Source organism: Myxococcales bacterium, assembly GCA_016720545.1.
Classification (GTDB): Bacteria; Myxococcota_A; Polyangia; order Polyangiales; family Polyangiaceae; genus JAAFHV01.
In genome coordinates, this window is the sequence record JADKKK010000001.1 from 889070 (window position 1) to 907220 (window position 18151).

16 protein-coding genes and 1 tRNA gene are annotated in these 18151 nt (G+C 70.4%); 12 read left to right on the plus strand and 5 right to left on the minus strand.

Annotation, left to right across the window (positions count from 1 at the left end; all coding sequences use genetic code 11):
• Window positions 1-19: 19 nt before the first annotated feature.
• A complete protein-coding gene (locus IPQ09_03710; GenBank protein ID MBL0193328.1) occupies window positions 20-1045 on the minus strand; it encodes a GGDEF domain-containing protein in 1026 nt (341 codons plus the stop codon).
• Window positions 1046-1193: 148 nt separating this feature from the next.
• Here IPQ09_03710 and IPQ09_03715 point away from each other — a divergent pair, with 148 nt between their 5' ends.
• From IPQ09_03715 to IPQ09_03725, 3 genes are all read left to right on the plus strand, one after another.
• On the plus strand, window positions 1194-2054 hold the full coding sequence (locus IPQ09_03715; protein MBL0193329.1) for an SDR family NAD(P)-dependent oxidoreductase: 861 nt from the start codon (window positions 1194-1196) through the stop codon (window positions 2052-2054).
• Window positions 2055-2144: 90 nt separating this feature from the next.
• Window positions 2145-2786: a hypothetical protein gene (locus IPQ09_03720; protein MBL0193330.1), complete on the plus strand. Its 642-nt coding sequence runs from the start codon at window positions 2145-2147 to the stop codon at window positions 2784-2786.
• A gap of 86 nt (window positions 2787-2872) precedes the next feature.
• Window positions 2873-2946, plus strand: a tRNA-Pro gene (locus IPQ09_03725).
• A gap of 34 nt (window positions 2947-2980) precedes the next feature.
• On the opposite strand, the gene IPQ09_03730 is transcribed toward IPQ09_03725, so the two are convergent.
• The gene (locus IPQ09_03730) at window positions 2981-3223 is read right to left on the minus strand and encodes an alpha/beta hydrolase fold domain-containing protein (GenBank protein ID MBL0193331.1); all 243 of its coding nucleotides are present in this window, start codon (window positions 3221-3223) and stop codon (window positions 2981-2983) included.
• Between the two features lie 605 nt (window positions 3224-3828).
• Here IPQ09_03730 and IPQ09_03735 point away from each other — a divergent pair.
• From IPQ09_03735 to IPQ09_03760, 6 genes are all read left to right on the plus strand, one after another.
• The gene (locus tag IPQ09_03735; GenBank protein MBL0193332.1) at window positions 3829-4134 is read left to right on the plus strand and encodes a winged helix-turn-helix transcriptional regulator; all 306 of its coding nucleotides are present in this window, start codon (window positions 3829-3831) and stop codon (window positions 4132-4134) included.
• Window positions 4131-4853 (plus strand): SdpI family protein, encoded by a 723-nt coding sequence (locus IPQ09_03740; protein MBL0193333.1) that lies wholly within the window; start codon window positions 4131-4133, stop codon window positions 4851-4853. The genes IPQ09_03735 and IPQ09_03740 overlap by 4 nt, the downstream gene beginning before the upstream one ends.
• Window positions 4854-5257: 404 nt before the next feature.
• Window positions 5258-6859, plus strand: a complete 1602-nt coding sequence (locus IPQ09_03745; protein MBL0193334.1) for a serine/threonine protein kinase — start codon at window positions 5258-5260, stop codon at window positions 6857-6859.
• Entirely contained in the window at window positions 6856-7851 is a 996-nt protein-coding gene (locus tag IPQ09_03750; GenBank protein ID MBL0193335.1) for a hypothetical protein, read from the plus strand. Before IPQ09_03745 ends, IPQ09_03750 begins: the two co-directional genes overlap by 4 nt.
• The gene (locus tag IPQ09_03755; GenBank protein MBL0193336.1) at window positions 7851-9098 is read left to right on the plus strand and encodes a hypothetical protein; all 1248 of its coding nucleotides are present in this window, start codon (window positions 7851-7853) and stop codon (window positions 9096-9098) included. Before IPQ09_03750 ends, IPQ09_03755 begins: the two co-directional genes overlap by 1 nt.
• Before the next feature lie 43 nt (window positions 9099-9141).
• A complete protein-coding gene (locus IPQ09_03760) occupies window positions 9142-9540 on the plus strand; it encodes an MmcQ/YjbR family DNA-binding protein (GenBank protein MBL0193337.1) in 399 nt (132 codons plus the stop codon).
• A 404-nt stretch (window positions 9541-9944) separates the two neighbouring features.
• Here IPQ09_03760 and IPQ09_03765 read toward each other — a convergent pair whose 3' ends face one another.
• From IPQ09_03765 to IPQ09_03775, 3 genes are all read right to left on the minus strand, one after another.
• Entirely contained in the window at window positions 9945-10877 is a 933-nt protein-coding gene (locus IPQ09_03765) for a VWA domain-containing protein (protein MBL0193338.1), read from the minus strand.
• Window positions 10878-11063: 186 nt separating this feature from the next.
• Complete coding sequence (locus tag IPQ09_03770) at window positions 11064-12653, minus strand: CotH kinase family protein (protein ID MBL0193339.1); 1590 nt, start codon at window positions 12651-12653, stop codon at window positions 11064-11066.
• Window positions 12654-12990: 337 nt separating this feature from the next.
• Entirely contained in the window at window positions 12991-14529 is a 1539-nt protein-coding gene (locus IPQ09_03775) for a metallophosphoesterase (GenBank protein ID MBL0193340.1), read from the minus strand.
• 196 nt (window positions 14530-14725) lie between these two features.
• Here IPQ09_03775 and IPQ09_03780 point away from each other — a divergent pair, with 196 nt between their 5' ends.
• The 3 genes from IPQ09_03780 (at window position 14726) to IPQ09_03790 (ending at window position 18150) form a co-directional block, all read left to right on the plus strand.
• On the plus strand, window positions 14726-16126 hold the full coding sequence (locus IPQ09_03780; GenBank protein ID MBL0193341.1) for a HAMP domain-containing histidine kinase: 1401 nt from the start codon (window positions 14726-14728) through the stop codon (window positions 16124-16126).
• A complete protein-coding gene (locus IPQ09_03785; protein ID MBL0193342.1) occupies window positions 16123-17490 on the plus strand; it encodes a sigma-54-dependent Fis family transcriptional regulator in 1368 nt (455 codons plus the stop codon). Before IPQ09_03780 ends, IPQ09_03785 begins: the two co-directional genes overlap by 4 nt.
• A 186-nt stretch (window positions 17491-17676) precedes the next feature.
• Window positions 17677-18150, plus strand: a complete 474-nt coding sequence (locus tag IPQ09_03790) for a response regulator (GenBank protein ID MBL0193343.1) — start codon at window positions 17677-17679, stop codon at window positions 18148-18150.
• Window position 18151: the final 1 nt, after the last annotated feature.

An 18151-nucleotide genomic window follows, 5' to 3' on the forward strand; every position in this document is an offset into this window, starting at 1 on the left:
TCGGGGCTCACTTTCAGGTTCATGAGTCCTCCGCCACCACGAGGTTCCGACCGGCCGCCTTCGCCAAGAGGAGGCGGGCGTCGGCGAGCGCGAGGAGCTCGTGCTCTCCCCCACCCTGAGGGATCTCGGCGAGGTCGGCCACTCCGACGCTCACGGTCACTCCGATGGGCTCGGGCGCTCCAGGTGCCGTCACACGCAGGTGGCCGATCGACGCCCGGATGCGCTCGGCGAGGCGGGCGCCCGAATCGCGGCTCGTCGCGCGCGCAAGCACCACGAGCTCTTCGCCACCGAAGCGAGCGACGACGTCCTCGGCGCGAACGACGCGCAGGATCTCCTCTGCGACCTCGCACAGCACGGCGTCTCCGGCGAGGTGGCCATACCTGTCGTTCACGCCCTTGAAGCGGTCGATGTCGAGGAGGAGCAGCGCGAGCGGCGTGCGATGGCGCAGAGCGTAGGCGGCCTCCGCGGCGAACCGCTCGGAGAAGTACCGTCGATTGTAGAGCTGGGTCAGGCCGTCCCGGGTCGACGACTCGAAGAGCCGCGCCTGCAGCTCGGCCTCGGCCGCGTCGGTGACCGAGAAGCGCAGCACGACCTCGGGTCCGAGTTGGATACGCGCGCCCGGCCGGAGCACGGCCGAGGCGCCTCGGGTGGGAAGGCCCGCGACGAAGCTGCCGTTGGTCGAGCCAAGGTCCTCGAAGATCCATTGACCGTCGACGAACCGAATGGTGGCGTGGTGGCGGCTCACGCCGGGATCGTCCAGCGTGCAGGTCGCGTCCGACCCGCGCCCAAGGGCGGTGGTGACCTCGGCGTCCAGCACGAAGACCCGCCCGGCGTCGACCCCGGTGAGCCTCACGAGTGACGCTCGATCGCGCACGAGCGGCGCCGCGGGCAGGCCGCCCGGCTGGGTCGGGAAATCGCGCGCGTCGTAGCGCGAGGACGGCGGTGCTGCGCGCGCGCTCTCGTCGGGGTGCCCGCCGGGCGTCACGCCCTCGGCCGCCGGCAGGTCCAGCGCGGAGGTCAAGATGCGCTTCGTGTCTCGGTTCATGCTCCCCTCGCGTCGCACCGCTCCGCGTCTCCGGGGTCCTTAGCGCAACGTCGGTCAAATAGCCCCAAGTTCCGGCGCGACCGGCGGGAGCCACGGCGAGCCGAAAAAGGGCGCCCCGCAGCGCCAGGGACGAGGTAAAGCCGTGTGCATGGCACTGCTCGAAGGGAAGGTCGTCATCGTCACCGGCGCGGGCAACGGGATCGGCCGTGAGCACGCGAAGCTCTTCGCGCGAGAGGGCGCGAAGGTGCTCGTGAACGACCTCGGGGGCGCACGCGACGGCGTCGAGGGCGAAGGCGCGGCGGAGGGCCCGGGCCCCGCCGAGGCGGTCGCCGTCGAGATCCGCAAGGAGGGCGGCGTGGCCATCGCCAACACCGACACGGTCGCCACGCGCGAGGGCGCGGAGCGCATCATGGCGGCGGCGGTGGACGCGTTCGGCCAGGTCGACGTGCTGGTCAACAACGCTGGCATCCTGCGCGACAAGAGCCTCCTGAAGATGGACGACGCGATGTGGGGCTCGGTGCTCGCCGTCCACCTCACCGGCACGTTCCTCTGCTCGCAGGCCTTCGCGCGCCTCGCGGTGCGCCGCGGCGAGGGCGGGCGCATCGTGAACACCACCAGCGTGTCGGGCATGCTGGGCAACTTCGGCCAGGCGAACTACGCCGCCGCGAAGGCGGGCGTGTACGGCCTCACCCGCACGATGAGCATCGAGCTCCAGAAGCACCGCATCACGGTGAACGCGCTCGCCCCCATCGCGAAGACCCGCATGACCGACGACCTGCCCATGTTCCACGACACGGCGACGCTCGGCCCCGAGCACGTCGCGCCCGCCGCGCTCTTCCTCGCGAGCGACCTGTGCGGCGCACGGACGGGCTACGTCCTCGCGGTCGCGGGCGCCCGGATGTACGCCTTCAAGGTGGTGGAGACACCCGGAAAGTTCAAGGAAGGCGAGAGCACGGTGTGGACGGCGAGCGAGATCGCCGAGCACTGGGACGCGATCGTGCGCGCGTAACCGGGCGCCTCCCGAGAATGACGCGCCGCGGAATGGGGCGCGTCGCAAGTTCCGGCTTTCAAAGGCTTCCTGAGCCGGTACGCTCGACACATGAACCCAACATCGGTCCTCAAGGCGGCCTTCGGCTACTTGCGCAAGAACCCCGACGAGGTGGTCAAGGCGGCGTCGAACGCGACGTCGCTCAAGTTCGGCGTGCCCCTGGCCAGTCTGCGGTGGCTCGCGGGCCAAGTGAAGGGCAAGAAGGCGCCGAAAGACGTCGAGATCGACGCGACGCCGCCCGCCCTGCGCCTCAGCGCCGTGGTCGACGCGATGGGCACGCCGATGCGCGCGGCCGCCTCGATCAAGATCGACGAGGTGTTCATCTCGCCCGAGTCGATCCGCATCGGCGTGCGCCTGCGCGACGTGAAGCTCGCGATCCTCTCCGACATCGAGTCGCCCGTGGCGATGCTCGTGAAGTCGGGCGCGCTCGACCTCTCGAAGCCGGGCAACGTCGTGAAGTTCCTCCCAAAGCGACCGCCGGCGATCATCGACGCCCACGACGACCGCATCGTCGTCGATCTCATGAAGGTGCCGCAGCTCGCCGCGAACAAGGCGCTCCGCAAGGCGCTGTCGGTCATCACGCCGGTTGTCGGGATCGGCTCGGTCGAGACCGACGCCGACCACGTTTACGTATCGCTGAAGGCGACGCCGGCGGGGCTCGCAGAGGCCCTCGGCGCGCTGACCGCGCGCTGACGCGACGCTCACCACGCTGAGCGTCGCGCCGTCACCAGAAGAACCGTATCGTCCGCCGGCGCGCGTGCTACGATGCGCGTGTCCCCCGGGGAGTCGCACAGCCTGGTAGTGCACGAGCTTTGGGTGCTCGATGTCGTCGGTTCGAATCCGGCCTCCCCGACTTTGCCTGCCTGTGAATTCCGGTCGCGCCCGCGCTACGCGGGCGCACCGCCGCGGTCGCGGATGAACGCGCCGGCCTCGTCGATCGCGCGCTGGGCGTCGGGGGTCATGGCGCGGAGCAGGTGCCACACGTGCACCATGTCGGGGTGCTCCGAGAAGGTGATCTCGACGCCGGCGTCGCGCGCGCGAGCGACGAAGGCCCGGATCTGCGCGACCAGAGTCTCGTGCGAGCCGGCGTGCACGAGCAGCGGCGGCAGGCCCTCGAGCCGCGCGAACAACGGCGAGACATCCGGGCTCGCCGCCCCGATCGCCCAAGGCCTCGCCGAAATCGTGACGCGATCGGCTTGCCATTGTTCGACGAGTGCCTAAATAGATACTCATCGAACAGGCCGAACACGCAAGCGAGCCGAGGGCGAGCGTGTCCATGCCGCCCAGCCGAAAGGAGGAAGGCATGAACCTGACAGTGAGCCCCGAAGGCGCGAACCAAGGTCGAGGGCGGCCCCGAGCCGCAGGCGAGGTGTCGCCATGAACCCCGAAGGCGCGAACCAAGGTCGAGGGCGGCCCCGAGCCGCAGGCGAGGTGTCGCCATGAACCTGACAGTGAGCCCCGAAGGCGCGAACCAAGGTCGAGGGCGGCCCCGAGCCGCAGGCGAGGTGTCGCCATGAACCTGACAGTGAGCCCCGAAGGCGCGAACCAAGGTCGAGGGCGGCCCCGAGCCGCAGGCGAGGTGTCGCCATGAACCTGACAGTGAGCCCCGAAGGCGCGAACCAAGGTCGAGGGCGGCCCCGAGCCGCAGGCGAGGTGTCGCCATGAACCTGACAGTGAGCCCCGAAGGCGCGAACCAAGGTCGAGGGCGGCCCCGAGCCGCAGGCGAGGTGTCGCCATGAACGCTTCCCTCTACGAGGCCATCGCCGATCCCACACGCCGCGCGCTCCTCCGCGCGCTCCGCGACGGCTCGCGGAGCGCCGGCGACCTCGCCGCGCCCTTCGAGCTGTCGAAGCCAACCCTGTCCCACCACCTGAAGGTCCTGCGCGAAGCAGGGCTCGTCCGCGCGGAGAAGCGCGGCACTCGCGTCGTCTACTCGCTCTGCGCCAACGTCCTCGAAGAGCTGGCGGCGGAGCTCCTCGACCTCGCGGGCGCCGCTGCCCTCGCCGCCCGCGCGTCCCCCAGAAAGAGAGGCCCGTCATGAGCACCGTCCACACCGCTCGCACCCCTCGCACCCCTCGCACCCCTCGCACCCCTCGCACCCCTCGCACCCCTCGCACCCCTCGCTCGCGCCTCGCTCGCGCCGATCTCGCCGCGCTCGCGCTCCTCGCGGGCGCCGTCTTCGGGACGGCGCGCGTGTACGAGCGCCTCCCCACCCAAGTGCCCATCCACTTCGACCTCCACGGCGTGGCCGACGGCTTCGCGCCGCGGCTCGTGGGCGCGCTCCTCATGCCCGCCCTCTCGCTCGCCGTGTGGGGCGTCGTCCGCGGAGCCCCGCTCGTCCTCCGAGGCGAGGCGCGCGCGCGCGCGCTGGCGTCTCCCCTCGCAGAGACCGCCCTGATCGTGGTGGCGCTCTTCGCCGGGCTCCACGTCGTCATGCTCGACGTCGCGCTGTCGGGCGCGCCGCGCGCAGGGCGCGGGCTGGGGTTCGTCCTCGCCGGCTTCTCGATCGCGCTCGGGCTGCTCCTGCCCAAGCTCCGGCGCAACGGGTTCGCGGGCATCCGCACGCCGCGGTCGCTGTCGTCCGACGAGGTCTGGCAACGCACCCACCGCGTGGGCGGAGCGCTCTTCGTGCTCGCGGGCGTCGCCGGGCTCGCGGCCACGGCGCTCGGACACTTCGCCGTGGCCATCGGTGCGCTCGTCGCGGCCTCACTCGCGGCCGCGATCGCCTCGTACGTGGTGAGGGACGACGCGCGGCGCTGAGCGCGCTGGCGGCCACCCTCAGCGCCATCCCGGCACGCGCGGCCGCCCCCGCGCGTGCCGCGGCGACGCGGGTGGCGTCCTACGCGCGCCGCTCGAGATGCGGGCTCGCGTTCGCCTGGCTGGCGCTCAGCGCGGGCCGTTAGGAGCGCCTCGTTTCGCGTCCGGACCACGAACGCCGCCGACGTGTGCGCGGAGGTCAGACATCCGCGCGACACAATTCTTCTCCACAGCCTCCGCTCGGGGCGAGCGACCCCGAGCGGCGTGGATGTGGGTCTTGGCGAGCGGAAACGGGACGACACGCACACCTGCTCTGTTGCCGCACAAATGGTCCGCCAAATCGGCCGGACCACGGGCGAATGGGCTAGTCGGCCCGCACCAAACGCGCGAAACTTGCGCGGTTCCCCATGAATGGACAGGACGTCAGGGCTCCCGTCGCGACGGGCGATATCCTCGCGGGAAAGTACCGCGTCGACCGGCTGCTAGGCGTTGGCGGCATGGGGATCGTGGTGGCCGCCACGCACGAGGAGCTGGACCAGAAGGTCGCCATCAAGTTCCTCCAGCCCGAGATGAGCACCAACGCGGATCTCGTTCGGCGTTTTCTCCGCGAGGGTCGCTCGGCCGGGAAGCTGAAGAGCGAGCACATCGCCAAGGTCCTCGACGTCGCTCGCCTGGAGGACGGCAGCCCGTACATGGTGCTCGAGTACCTCGAAGGCCGAGACCTCGGGGCGGTGCTCGACGAGCTGGGCGCCCTCCCGACCGCCGTCGCCGTTCAGTACATCCTCCAGGCGATCGAGGCCATCGCCGAGGCGCACGCCGCCAAGATCGTCCACCGCGACCTGAAGCCTCAGAACCTCTTTCTCACGCACCGGGTGAACGGCTCCGCCCTGGTCAAGGTGCTGGACTTCGGCATCTCCAAGGCGCTCGAAGAATCCGGCGAACAGATGGCGCTCACGCGCTCGCAGAGCCTCCTCGGCTCACCGCTCTACATGTCGCCCGAGCAAATTCGGTCTTCCCGCACGGTGGACGAGCGAACCGACATCTGGTCGCTCGGGGTCCTCCTCCACGAGCTGCTGACCGGTCGACACCCGTTCGAGTCCGACAGCATCCCGGGGCTGGTCTTCCAGGTGACGATGGAGAATCCCACGCCGGTGCGCGCGCACCGCGAGGAGGTCGACGCGGGGCTCGAGGCGATCATCGCTCGCTGCCTCGCGAAGAACGTCGACGAGCGCTACGCGAACGTGGCGGAGCTCGCGAAGGACCTCGAGCCTTACGGCGGGGACTCCGCCAAGGGGATGGCCGCGAGCATCGCCGCCGTCCTGAGGGCCCCGACCCGCGCTTCCTTCGCGAGCCTCCCCGACGGCATCGCCGTGCACGACCCGCTCGCGCCCACGCTGGACGCGAAGAGCGACCCCGACATCGCGCGGGCTCTCGACGAGTCCACATCGCAGGCCCGCGCGAGCGCGGCTCGGAGGGGCGCGGGCGCGTCCCCCGCGGTCGGTGCGGTCAGCTCCGCCGGTGACAGCGGCGTCAACCTCGCCACCTCCGGGGAGGCCCCCGCCGCCGCAACGACGAGCACGGCGCGACCCGCGTGGCAGTACATGGCCGTCGCCGCCGGGCTCGTCGGCCTGGGCGTCGCGGGTGCCCTCGCGGCCACGTCGAGACCTGGCTCGCTCGCCGTCGCGCCAGGCCCCTCGGGGCCCCCCGCCTCGCTCACTCAAGGCGCGCCCGCGACGGTCGCGGCCGGCGGATGGAGCGGCCCCGCTCCGGCCCCAGCGGCGTCAGCCAGTCAAGCTGCGCCGGCAACCTCGGTGACCGCTCGGGTCAGCGCGACCGCCAAGCCGCGGGGCAAGCCGGGCGCCCCCACCCCGATGGCCAACGCGAGCGCGGCACCGGCCGCTCAGCCACCCGCTCCTCAGCCGCAGGCTCCAGCGCCTCCGCCGGTCGCCAAGGCGACCGCGAAACCCACCCCTTCGGGCCCTCCCGGCTTCGTTCCGTACGGCGAATGAGACGACTCGTCCCGACCACGCTCGCCCTTGCGACGCTCACTCTGGCGTTCACGCCCGCGAACGCGTCGGCCGACGAGCCCGCGGCGCCGACGGCCGACGACGCGCGCACCCGCGGCAAGGAGCTCTTCGACGCCGCGCTCGCGGACGTGAAGGTTGAAAATTACAAGGCGGCCTGCCCCAAGTTCCGCGCGAGCTACGACGCCGACCCAAAGGCCTCCACCCTGCTCAATCTGGGCACCTGCTACGAGCGCAACGGTCAGGTAGCGAGCGCGTGGGGCGCGTTCTCGAACGCGATCGTCGCCGCCCGAAAAGCGGGCAGGGACGAGTGGGCAGCCCAGGCGGAGGAGCGCGTGCGCGCGCTCGCGCCCCGGCTCGTGCGCCTCACCGTCGTGGTCTCGCCTCAGGCCCGAACCGAGGGCCTCGTGGTCGAGCGCGACACGACGCGCCTCTCGGAGAGCGAGTGGGGCCTCGCGATGGCCGTCGATCCCGGCGAGCACGTGATTCGCGCGAGAGCTCCGGGCTACGTCACGTGGAGCACCCGCATCACGGTGACCGAGGGGGCTACCCCGGCGCCCGTGGCGGTTCCGCGGCTCACCGCGGAGAAGAAGTCGATGGTCGTGGGTCCCGGCGTCGCGCCCTCGCCCAGGTTCTGGACCCCCACTCGGATCGGCGGGGCAACCCTGGCGGGCGTCGGGCTCGTCGGGATCGGCGTGGGGGCCGCGGTCGCCGTACTCGCGAAAGGCAAATACGACTCCTCTACGCGCTTCTGCCCACAGAAAGACTCGTGCTTCAGCGCAGACGCCGTGGCAGAGAACGAGGCCGCGTTCAACCTCGCGACGGGCGCGACCGTGGCGACGGTGCTCGGCGCCATCGCGACCGCCGCCGGCGTCGCGCTGATCGTCTGGGCGCCCGACAAGAAGACCTACGCCTTCAACGTGGCACCCGCGACCGGCCCTGGCTACGCCGGTCTCTCCGCCGCGGGGAGCTTCTGATGCGCAAGAAGCTCGCGTGGACGGTCACCGCTGCAGCGCTCGCGCCGCTCGCGCTGGCGGCGTGCGCCGACATCCTCGGGTTCGAGCGGATCACCCAAGCCTACCCGGACGCCGCCCCCGAGGCCGCCCCCTCGGCGTCCCCCAGCGTCCCGCCCCCCCCTGCACCGGACGCGCGCGAGCTCTGCCCCACCGGAAAACGCCCAGCCAAACGCCCCGACGGCGGTGACACTTTGGGTGCTCCGGAGGAGCGCTTCACGGTCGCGTTCGACCGCTTCGACGTGGGCATGCGCACGGGGGCGAGCGCGCCCGGCTACGATCTCGATGGGTACTGCACGGTCGATCCTCCGACGAGCAGCTGCGTCGCCACGAAGCTCACCACCGACTTCGAGGCCTACGTGGTCGACAAGCCGGAAGGCGTCGACAACACGACCTTTCAGCTGCTCCGCCTGCTCGGCGACGTCTACGCCGCCTTTTCGCCAGCCAAGATCGACGAGAACCTGCGGCGCGGGCGCTTCGGCTTCCTCGTGGACGTCCAGCGCTACAACGGCACCGCGAACGACCCCGACGTGGGGCTCGCGTTCCGTCCGACCCTGGGCCTCGTCGACGAGACAAAGACCCCCACGTTCACGGAAGCGGACGACTGGAAGCTCGACTCCGAGTTCGCGAACGAGGTGGAGTTCTTCGGCAGCGCGTTCGTCGACGTCCAGGCGTACGTCCGCGACGGCGTACTCCACGCGTCGTTCAGCCGACTCGTGCTCCCCATCCAGCGATCGAACATTGGAAACGTCCTGCGCATCGTCGTAAAGGACGTTGTCCTCACCGCGCGGCTCGCGCGAGACGACGCGGGCGCGCGCCGACGCTTCGAGGACGGTGTCATCGCCGGCAAGTGGGAGGTAGCCGAAGCCCTGCGCGACATCCGCAATTTCGCGTTCGACCCCGAAGAGCAGCTCCCGCTGTGCACGCAGCCCAAGTTCGACGCCCAGTTTCGAGCCACGGTCTGCCCCGCGCGCGACATCCAGACCGGAATAGACTCCGACGCCCAGGCCCCGTGCAACGCGATTTCACTCGGCATCGGCTTCTCGGGACAAGAGACGAAGCCCGCGGTCGAACGGGATCCGCGGCTCTACCGAGGCCCGAGCATCTGCCCGGAGGTCACGTGCGATACCCCACTCGACGCAGGCTTCGCCGACGCCGCGGCTCTGCCGACCGACGCGGGCGACGCCGGCGCCGACGCGCCCACGGACTGATCGAGAGGTTCCCAGCGCGCTCGAGGTCGCGCATCATCGTCCTATGGCGGCAAGGCGGCGAGCCCCGAACCTCGAGGAGGCGATCGTTGCGCGCCTGCGCGCGCTCTGCTTGGCCTTCCCCGAAGCGAACGAGCGGATCTCTCACGGGTCTCCGACGTGGTTCGCGGGCAAGGGCAAGGTGTTCGCGATGCTCGACGACCACCACCACGGTGCCAACCACCTCTCGGTGTGGCTGCCGGCGCCGCACGGGGTGCAGGCGTCGCTCGTCGAGGCTGCGCCGGAGCGGTACTTTCGCCCGCCCTACGTCGGGCCGAGCGGGTGGATCGGTGTCGTGCTCGACGCGCGTCCGGACTGGACGTCCGTCGAAGAGCACCTGCGCGACGCGTACCTCCACGTCGCAGTGAGACGCCTTCGAGAGCGTCTCCTGTCGGGGCCGAAATAGCTGTCCCTGAGCGTCAGCGCGCGCGTCCCCACCGGCCCTTGGTACCCGAGCGGCCCACGTCAGGAAGGGGTGTCGTCGGCCACCGGCCGGTCGATGCCGCGCCTATCGCGCCGGCCTACGGCGGCAGGGCGGCCGTCAGGTTCGGCGTGAGATTGCCCGTCGCCGCGCGGTCCGCGAGCTCCGCGGCCGCGGCCCGTATCGCGAGGGGCGTGGGCACCGTCTCCGGGTTGACGGCGGCCCGGAGTGTCGCCCTCGTGAAGGGGGTATTGGCGTCGTTGTCGACCGCCGTGGGATAGGGTCTCCCGCCGATCGCCTCGACGTACGCGCGGTCCGCGCAGAGCCGGACGAACCGACCGCCCGCGGTGCGGAGCGCGTCGTACTGGGCGAAGACGTGGGGATCTAAATCACAAGCGGAGGCAGGCCGCGGTGAACGTCTTCAGCGCGTCGTCTATGGCCACGTCGAAGTCGGGCTGGCAGATCGAGCTCGCGATCATGTTGTTCTGTCCGGTCGCCATGTCGGCGGCGCCCTCGACGAGCGCATGCAGCCGAGGCGCTTGATAGGCGGTGTGCGCCCCGGACGTGCAGTTGGTGTCCTTTGGACCGGCGATGACGCTACCGGCCCACCGACCGCGGGTCTTCTTGAGGTCATCGAGCCTCCGGATCAGTTGCGTGGGCGTAGCCGTGCTGCTGTCTTCCTCGTCCGTGAGAATGACGAAGGCGAGGAGCGCGTCGTCGCGAAGAAAGCCCCGGTTCTGATCCGCCGTGCGTTCGGTGATCGACAGGAGGAGCGCGTCGAGGGGCTTTTCGGTGGCGGACCCGCTCGTTCCTATCCTGGCGCGGCAGCTGAAGGCGTCCGCGACGTCCGAATCCGTGCGCTCGAGCCACGGCCGCGTGGGGCCGGTTTGGCAGGCCGCCTGGGTCACGAAGCCGCCTTTCCCCCCGGTGGCGAAGTCCGTGCGAAAGGTGTCCGTGCTCGTCACGGCGAGGCGGTAGTCGAGCTCGGAGTTCGACTTCGTCCTGAACGCATTCAGCGCGCCGACCATGCGGGGAAAGTTGGCGCCGAGCTTGGCCTGCGCGGCAGACATCGAGCCGGAGTCGTCGACGACGAAGACGATGTCCATCTTCTTGCACATGTCGACAGGCGCGGTGTCCGGGACGTTCACGTCGCGCTCTGGGGAGGGGCCCCCGTCCTCCGCGTCTGGCCCGCCGTCGACCGATCCGCCACCGCCGGCCTCGGCCGTCGGCTTGGGACCGGCGGGAGTCTGGACGGGGGCCGTGGAGCTACACCCGGCGGCGAAGGAGGAGAGGACAAAGAGGGTGACGAGAACGCGCTTCATGACTTGGTCGTATCCGAGACCGGCTGCGCCAGCAACTTGGTTGTTTCGCTCCTGATGAGTTAGGCGAGAGGCTCTCGACGACCGACCCATCGCGGATGGTGACCACTCCGTCGAAGGCAATCGCGATACCGCAGGCCGACGCAGCGGCGGTGGCCCGCGGGGGCGCCGCTGCGCGCACTCCAGGGTCTACGGGAGCTCGTCCAGCGGCGCCGGGAACGTCGCGCCGCTCGATCCTTGCGCGACCCCTCGCTGGGCGCGGAGCCGAGTCAGCTCGGCGGCCACGCGCTCGTGGCGCATGACCACGAAGTGCTTTATCCCGAGGATGACCTGCTGGCCTCTCCGCAGCTCGTGGTGAGAGAAGCCGTTCCGGTACACCTCGTCGTTCGTGAACTGCCGCCCGGTGTGCGCGGGCGCCCCGCCCTCGCCCTCGAGGTACGCGGCCCGCTCGACGCGCGCGAAGAGGCGAGCGACCTTCGACATCACCTTCGGTTCCGTGAGGAGCGTGTCGTTGGCCCACTGCACGAAGTCGAGATAATAGGCCAAGAACGCGCCGTTCTTCAGAATGTTTCCGAGGAGTGGGAGCGACTCCATGTTGCTCTTCCCGTCGTAGCCGACCCAGTCGACGATGCTCGCTTCGTGCCACGCTCGCCCGAAGAAGTCTGTGCCGAACGAGTTGTCGTAGTCCCAAGGGAGCCACGTGAAGTAGGGCTTCGACATGACGTCGGCCCCGCTCACCCCCCGCCTCCCCGAGTTGTACACGAAGTAATTCGCGGGGGTGGCGTAGTAGTTGTCCCACGCGCCGATGAGCGAGGTCACCGCGGCCCAGCGGAGGAACCCCTTCACGTTGAAGACCTCCGAGAGCGCGTCTCTGTACGCCGGGGTGGCATAGCGCTCGTCGCCGGCGCCCGGCTGGCCCACGGCGGAGTGTGTGCGGACGAGGGTCGCGAGGTCGTCGTACGTCTGGAGGGCCGGGTCATCGGTGGCCTCCTCGTTCGTCTTCAGCCGGTAGGTCCGCTGCTCGATGTCTGTGGCCTTCTTGTAGTGTTTGCCGCCGTCGTCTCCGGCGGTGCCTCGGTAGCCGAGCGTCGCGGGCCCGAGATCGATGCCTGGCTCGCTCCAATATGCCTTGTAGAGATTTCCGCCGTCGTTCTTGCCGAAGTGGTCCTTCAAGAAGGGCTTGTCGATCTCCTCGATGAGTGAGTAGAGCCCAAAGTATCGGTCATTGACGCAGAGCTTGGCGTAGGTGTGTCGCGGAGCGTGGACCCCCGCTTCGCGGAACGTGGACCACGCCAACGCCTCTCGCATCTGCGAGACGTCGTTCCACATGCTCTTCAAGTTGAGCTTCTTCATACCGAAGAAGCGATCGTCCTTCTTCTCGAGCGAGATCTTGTAGCTCGACTTGGGCGTGCCGTTCGTCAGGTTCCCGCTCGTCCGCAGCGTGAAGGTCTTGGTCTTGTAGGCGAGGTCCGCGGTGCTCGCCTCCGAGTCGGGGCAGTGGAGCTTGCTGTTCGCCTTGGCTCGATAGACCACGAGCTCGGCGCCGGGCACCGCGGTCTCGCTCGCGAGCGTCGCGGGGGTCATCTTCGCCGGGTCCCAGCCCTGAATGCGCACGAACAGCATGTCGGCGCCGAACAGCGCTTCCTTGCTCGCGAAGGCGGTCCCCATGACCTCGTCGGCCGAGACCCCGTCCTCCGCGGGGAGCGCCGCCCCGCAGCCGAAGCCCCCAAAGGAGGCTGCGACGAACCCTGCGGCGATGAGGAGCGGCGCGACGCGCATGCCCGAGATGTAGCACGATGTGTGCCGCGTCGCAGGGCGGGAAACCGCCCCCTCGAGCCCACATTTCGGCGCACCATGGTGCACGCCCCTGGATCGTCGAGGGCTCATGGAGGCCTTCGCGGATCACCCGACCGGCGTCGCCCGCAAGACCTAGCAGCCTGTTGATTGACGGACCGAGGCCCGGCGTCGTCCGCGCCCGGCCCGCCAAGGCGCGATCCGAGGAGCGCGCGGAGCGTGTTCCAGGTGGGCGTTTCTAGGTGAGCACGCACCGCAGGATCGCAACGACGGCGGTCGGGATGCGGCGGCGACGGGCCGACGGGAGTCAATCAACGGGCTGCTAGCGCTTGCCCTCGAAGCGAATATCGAACGTCGCGTCGGAGCTGGTCGCGCTCGCTTGGTGGAGCTCCACGGCGATGATGTTCTCGCCCGCGCGCAGCGCGGCGGTGGGCACGACGATGGGGACCCACGCGCGCTCCGCGGCGAAGCCCACGGTCTGCGGGGCGAGCGTCTGGGCCGTGAGGGCCCCCTCGGGGAGGTTCGAGCGCGCGATCTCCCACCCGTTCACGTAGAGCGCGACCCCGTCGTCGCGCTGAATCCACGCCACCGCGTGGTCGTATACGCGGGGATCGGGCACGGTGATCTTCGTGACGAAGTAGTGCGCGAGGCCGCGCGCGAGGACCGTACGCTCACCCCCTTGCCCGTAGCCAAGGGGCGCAGCGCCGACTTTCCACCCCGAGGTGTCGAAGCCTGGCGCGTTCCAGCCCGCCGGCGGCTGCTGCTCGAAGAACCGGTGGCTCCCGCCCGCCGCGAAGAGCGTGTCGGTGGGGCGCCGCGACTCGCGATCGGAGACCAGCACGTGCTCGTCGACGCGGTCGCGGCCCACGGTCACCGCGGTGAAGTCCGCATAGCGCTCGTCGGCCTCCACGAAGGAGACGCCGTGCTTCTCGGCGTAGGCGATCGCCTGCCCCGCACGCGACGTGGCCATCGGTCGGAGGTTGGCGCCGCCGAGCCCCTGAACGACGTAGGGGATCGTGCCGGGACCGAAGTCGAACCGCTCGTAGTTGTGGTCGTGGCCCGTGTACACGGCGCTCGCGCCCCAAGCCTGAAACGGCCACTGCATGTAAGCCTGGGAGCCGTGCTGACCCGACGAGTGAGACGGGTGGTGGAACACGACCAGACGGAACGCGTCGGTCGCCGGGCGGAGGCGCTGCTCGAGCCATTTCCCCTGAATCGAGGTCGAGGTCGTGCCGTCGGGCTCGCGGGGATCGCTGTCGAGACAGAAGAAGCGCACGGGCCCCTTCGCGAGCTCCCAGTAGCGCTCGTTGCCCGGGAGGTCGAAGTAGTCCTGGTGTGGCCTGGGGCTGCCGGTGTCCCAGTCGTGATTGCCGAGGCAAGCGAAGAACCGCTGCTCGGTCGCGCCGCGGCCAAACGCGCCGCGATACGGGAAGATGTAGTCCGAGTAATATTTGCCTATCGCGGCGTCGATCGTGGCGGCCGACCCGTCGGGGTAGTTGTTATCCCCCAGCGTCACGATGAAGTCCGGCCCCCACGCCTTCACGAGGTCGGCCACGGCGGCCTCGGCCGCGTTGTCCACGCCGAAATCACCGAGCAGCGCGAAGCGCGTCTTTCGCTCCGGCGGGGGTGGCGCCGCGTCCGGGACCGGAGCCGTGTCGGGAGGTGGGACGGCCGCGTCGTCACTCGAGGGAGCCGGGCCCGGGGCCGACGGCGACGGCGACGGCGACGGCGACGGCGACGAGGAGGGGCCGACGGCAGCGTCGTCTGCGGCCGCCGGCGACGAGCCGGACTCGCCGCAGCTGGCGAACGCCGCGCAGGCTACGAGCGCAAGGAGCGGAACAACGGCCGGCCGCGACGCCATCCGCGTGTCGGTACCACGCAGGGCGGGGAGGGTCAAACCGGCCCCGCTCCCCGCGCGGGCGAGGCTTGCAGCCCGTTGATAGCTCCGCGTGGGCCGCGTGGGTGCTGAGCGCTACTATGCTTCGCCTCGCGCGGCCCTGCGCGGCGCGAGTGGCGCGAGCTTTGCTTTAGCGGGCTCGCCCCCCGAGGAGCCCACGATGAAGGTCGTCAGTCGATTCGCCGCCGCGTTCTTCGCCGCCACCTGCGCTTGGCTCGCTGTGACGAGCTGGCTCTCCGCGGTGCGCGAGTCGGAGCGGGCCGCGGCTCGCATCGAGAGCGACACCCGCGCCCTCGCCGAGGCCCTCAAGGTCGCCATCGTCATCTCGTGGCCCGAGGGCGGAGAGACGGCGGCGAGGCGCATCGCGGAGGGCGCGGACGTGCAGCGGGCGAACGTCGACGTCGCGTGGGAGTCCGGCCCCCCGTCGTCCACCGAGCCCTCCGCGACGCGGGCGAACGGCGACGGGCGAACGCTCCGGGTGTCGATACCGATCCGCGTGTCCGACCGCGAGGGAGGCACGCTCGTGCTCCGCCACTCGGTGCCGAGCGAGGCGGCGCTGCTACGAGCCGCGCTGCGGGAGGAGCTCGGCGCCACCCTGACCCTTGGGCTCGTCGTCGTGGGCCTGGCGTGGGGGCTCGGCTCGGTCCTGATCGGCAAGCCCCTGGAGCGCGTGGTCGCCCAGGCGCGGCGTGCGGCAGAGGGCGACCTCTCCGCGCGCCTTCCAGAGGACCGTCGGGATGAAATCGGAGACCTCAAGCGCGAGCTCAACGCGATGTGGGTTCGGCTCGAGGAGGCAGGGCGGCGCATCGAGGAGGAGTCGACGGCGAGAGTGGAGACCCTCGAACAGCTGCGGCACCTCGACCGTCTCCGAACCGTGGGGACGCTGTCCTCGGCGATCGCCCACGAGCTTGGCACACCTCTCAACGTCGTCCTCATCCGGGCGCAGGGCCTCGCGGACGAGCCCGCGACGCCATCGGAACGCGAGGATGCGTCACGCGTGATCGTCGCGCAGGTGGAGCGAATGAGTCGCATCGTTCGGCAGCTCCTCGACTTCTCGCGGCTCGAACCGCCCGCCGTCAGCGAGACCTCTCTCCCGGAGGTCCTGGCCAGCGCGGCGCGGCTCCTGGGACCGCTCGCGAAGAAGCACGGTGTCGCGCTCGAGGTCGTCACCCCCACGGACCTCCTGGTCGACGTCGATCAAGGTCAGGTCGAGCAGGCGGTCACGAACCTCATCGTGAACGCGGTCCACTCGATGCCGTCGGGAGGCACGATTCGCGTCCAGCTCACGAGGGTCGAGGCGGCCGCCGCCCCGGGCTCGCCGGCGCCGCCGGTTCGGGCCGCACGGATCGACATCGAAGACCAGGGCGTCGGCATCTCGCCGGAGGCGCTGGCGCGCATCTTCGAGCCGTTCTACACGACAAAACCTGAGGGCAGAGGGACCGGCCTCGGGCTCAGCGTGGCCAAGGGGATCGTGGAGGAGCACGGCGGCTGGCTCACCGCCAAGAGCGAGGTGGGCCACGGCTCGACCTTTTCGATCTACCTTCCACTTCACCCTCCATGATCCCCCGCATCCTCGTCGTCGACGACGATCCCGACTTCTGCAACGAGCTCCAGCGCCTGCTGACGAAGCGCGGGCACGACGTGGTCGGGCGGACGTCGGCGGAGGAGGCCCTCGCCATCGCGCTCGGCGAGGACATGGATCTCGTGCTCACCGACCTCCGCATGGGGGAGGTCTCGGGCACCGATCTCTGCCGCCACGTCGCCGGGCAGAAACCCGATCTCCCGGTCGTCGTGCTGACCGGCTTCGGGTCGGTGGAGGCCGCCGTCGCGACCATGCGAGCTGGCGCGTTCGACTTCCTTACGAAGCCCTTCTCGCCAGCTCAGCTCGACCTCGTCGTGGCGCGCGCTCTGGAGCACCGACGCCTGCGCGTGGAGGTGAAGCGCCTGGAGCGCGAAGCGCGCGGACGCGCCCCCGAAGCCGCCATCCTCGGGGAGAGCCGCGTGATGCGCGAGGTCCTCGACTTCGTCGATCGTGTCGCGGCCACCGAGGCGACCGTGCTCGTGACGGGCGAGAGCGGCACCGGCAAGGAGCTCGTCGCGCGGGCCGTCCACGAGCGGAGTCGCCGCGCCCGAGGTCCCTTCGTCGCCATCAACTGTGCCGCCCTCCCGGAGGCGCTGTTGGAGAGTGAGCTGTTCGGCTACGTGAGAGGCGCCTTCACCGACGCGAAGGGCGCCAAGCGGGGTCTCTTCCTCGAGGCGCAAGGCGGGACCCTGTTCCTCGACGAGGTCGGCGAGCTGCCCATCGGCGTGCAGGCGAAGCTGCTTCGCGCGCTCGAGGAGCGCAAGGTCCGCCCGCTCGGCGCGACGCAGGAGGTCCCCTTCGACGCGCGCCTCGTCGCCGCCACGAACCGCGACCTCGAGAGCCGCGTCGCGGAGAGGGCGTTTCGCGAGGACCTCTACTATCGCATCCACGTAGTGCACGTGGACTTGCCGCCTCTTCGCGCGCGGGGCGAGGACGTGCTCGCGCTCGCTACGCACTTCCTCCGACGCTTCTCCGAGCGCCACGGCAAGGTGGTGTCCGGAATGCGAGGCGACGTCGTCCAGAGGTTGCTGGCTTACCCGTGGCCCGGGAACGTGCGCGAGCTCCAGAACTGCATGGAGCGCGCGGTCGCGCTGTGCCTCACGGGCGAGATCACCCCCGAGGAGCTGCCCCCGCGGGTGCGCGATCACCGCCCGTCCGACGTGCTCGTCGCCGCCAGCGACCCGACCGAGCTCGTGACGATGGAAGAGGTGGAGCGCCGGTACGTGCGCCGCGTCATGGAGGCCGTGGGCGGGAGCAAGTCGGAGGCGGCGCGCATCTTGGGCTTCGACCGCTCTACGCTCTACCGCAAGCTCGAGCGCTACGGGATCCGCGAAGCGGGCTGACACCGCCCGGATGTTGCGTAACGCGACACTGCGTGTGGCAATACGCGGCGAGCGCTCGTCGGCGCGCGCCCGGGCTCGGGCCGAACGTTCGGGGGCGGGGCGGAGTCCCCAGCCGACGTGGCGCGGCACGGAGGGTGCACTGGGCCCTGTACCCGCCATTCAGCGGGCCGAGAGCCGAGGTGAACCGTGGTCGCAGCAACATCGGTCGAGTGGGACGAAGAGGAAGAGCCGACCACCCCGTTTTGGCGCTCGGGCGCCAGGGTCGTGGTCGTCGACGACGACAGTGACATGAGGCAGGTGGTGCACACGACGCTCCGCCGCGAGGGCTACGACATCCGCGAGAACGCGTCCGGTGGAGCGCTCCTCCGTACGCTGTCCGACATCGCCCTAGGCGGCTTCCCGCTCGACGGGGTCGACCTCATCGTGCTCGACAACCGGATGCCTGGTATCACGGGCCTCGAGGCGCTGAGGGCGATTCGCGGCTCCGAGTGGACCACGCCCGCGGTCCTGATGACCGCCTACCCGAGCCAGGCGGTCAGCGACGAGGCCCAGGCGCTCGGCGCCGTCGTCCTTCCCAAGCCGTTCACCCGCGAGGCCCTCACCCGCGTCGTCTTGGAGGCGCTGCTCGGAAAGAACCGCCCGCGGAGGATCAGGCGCTGAA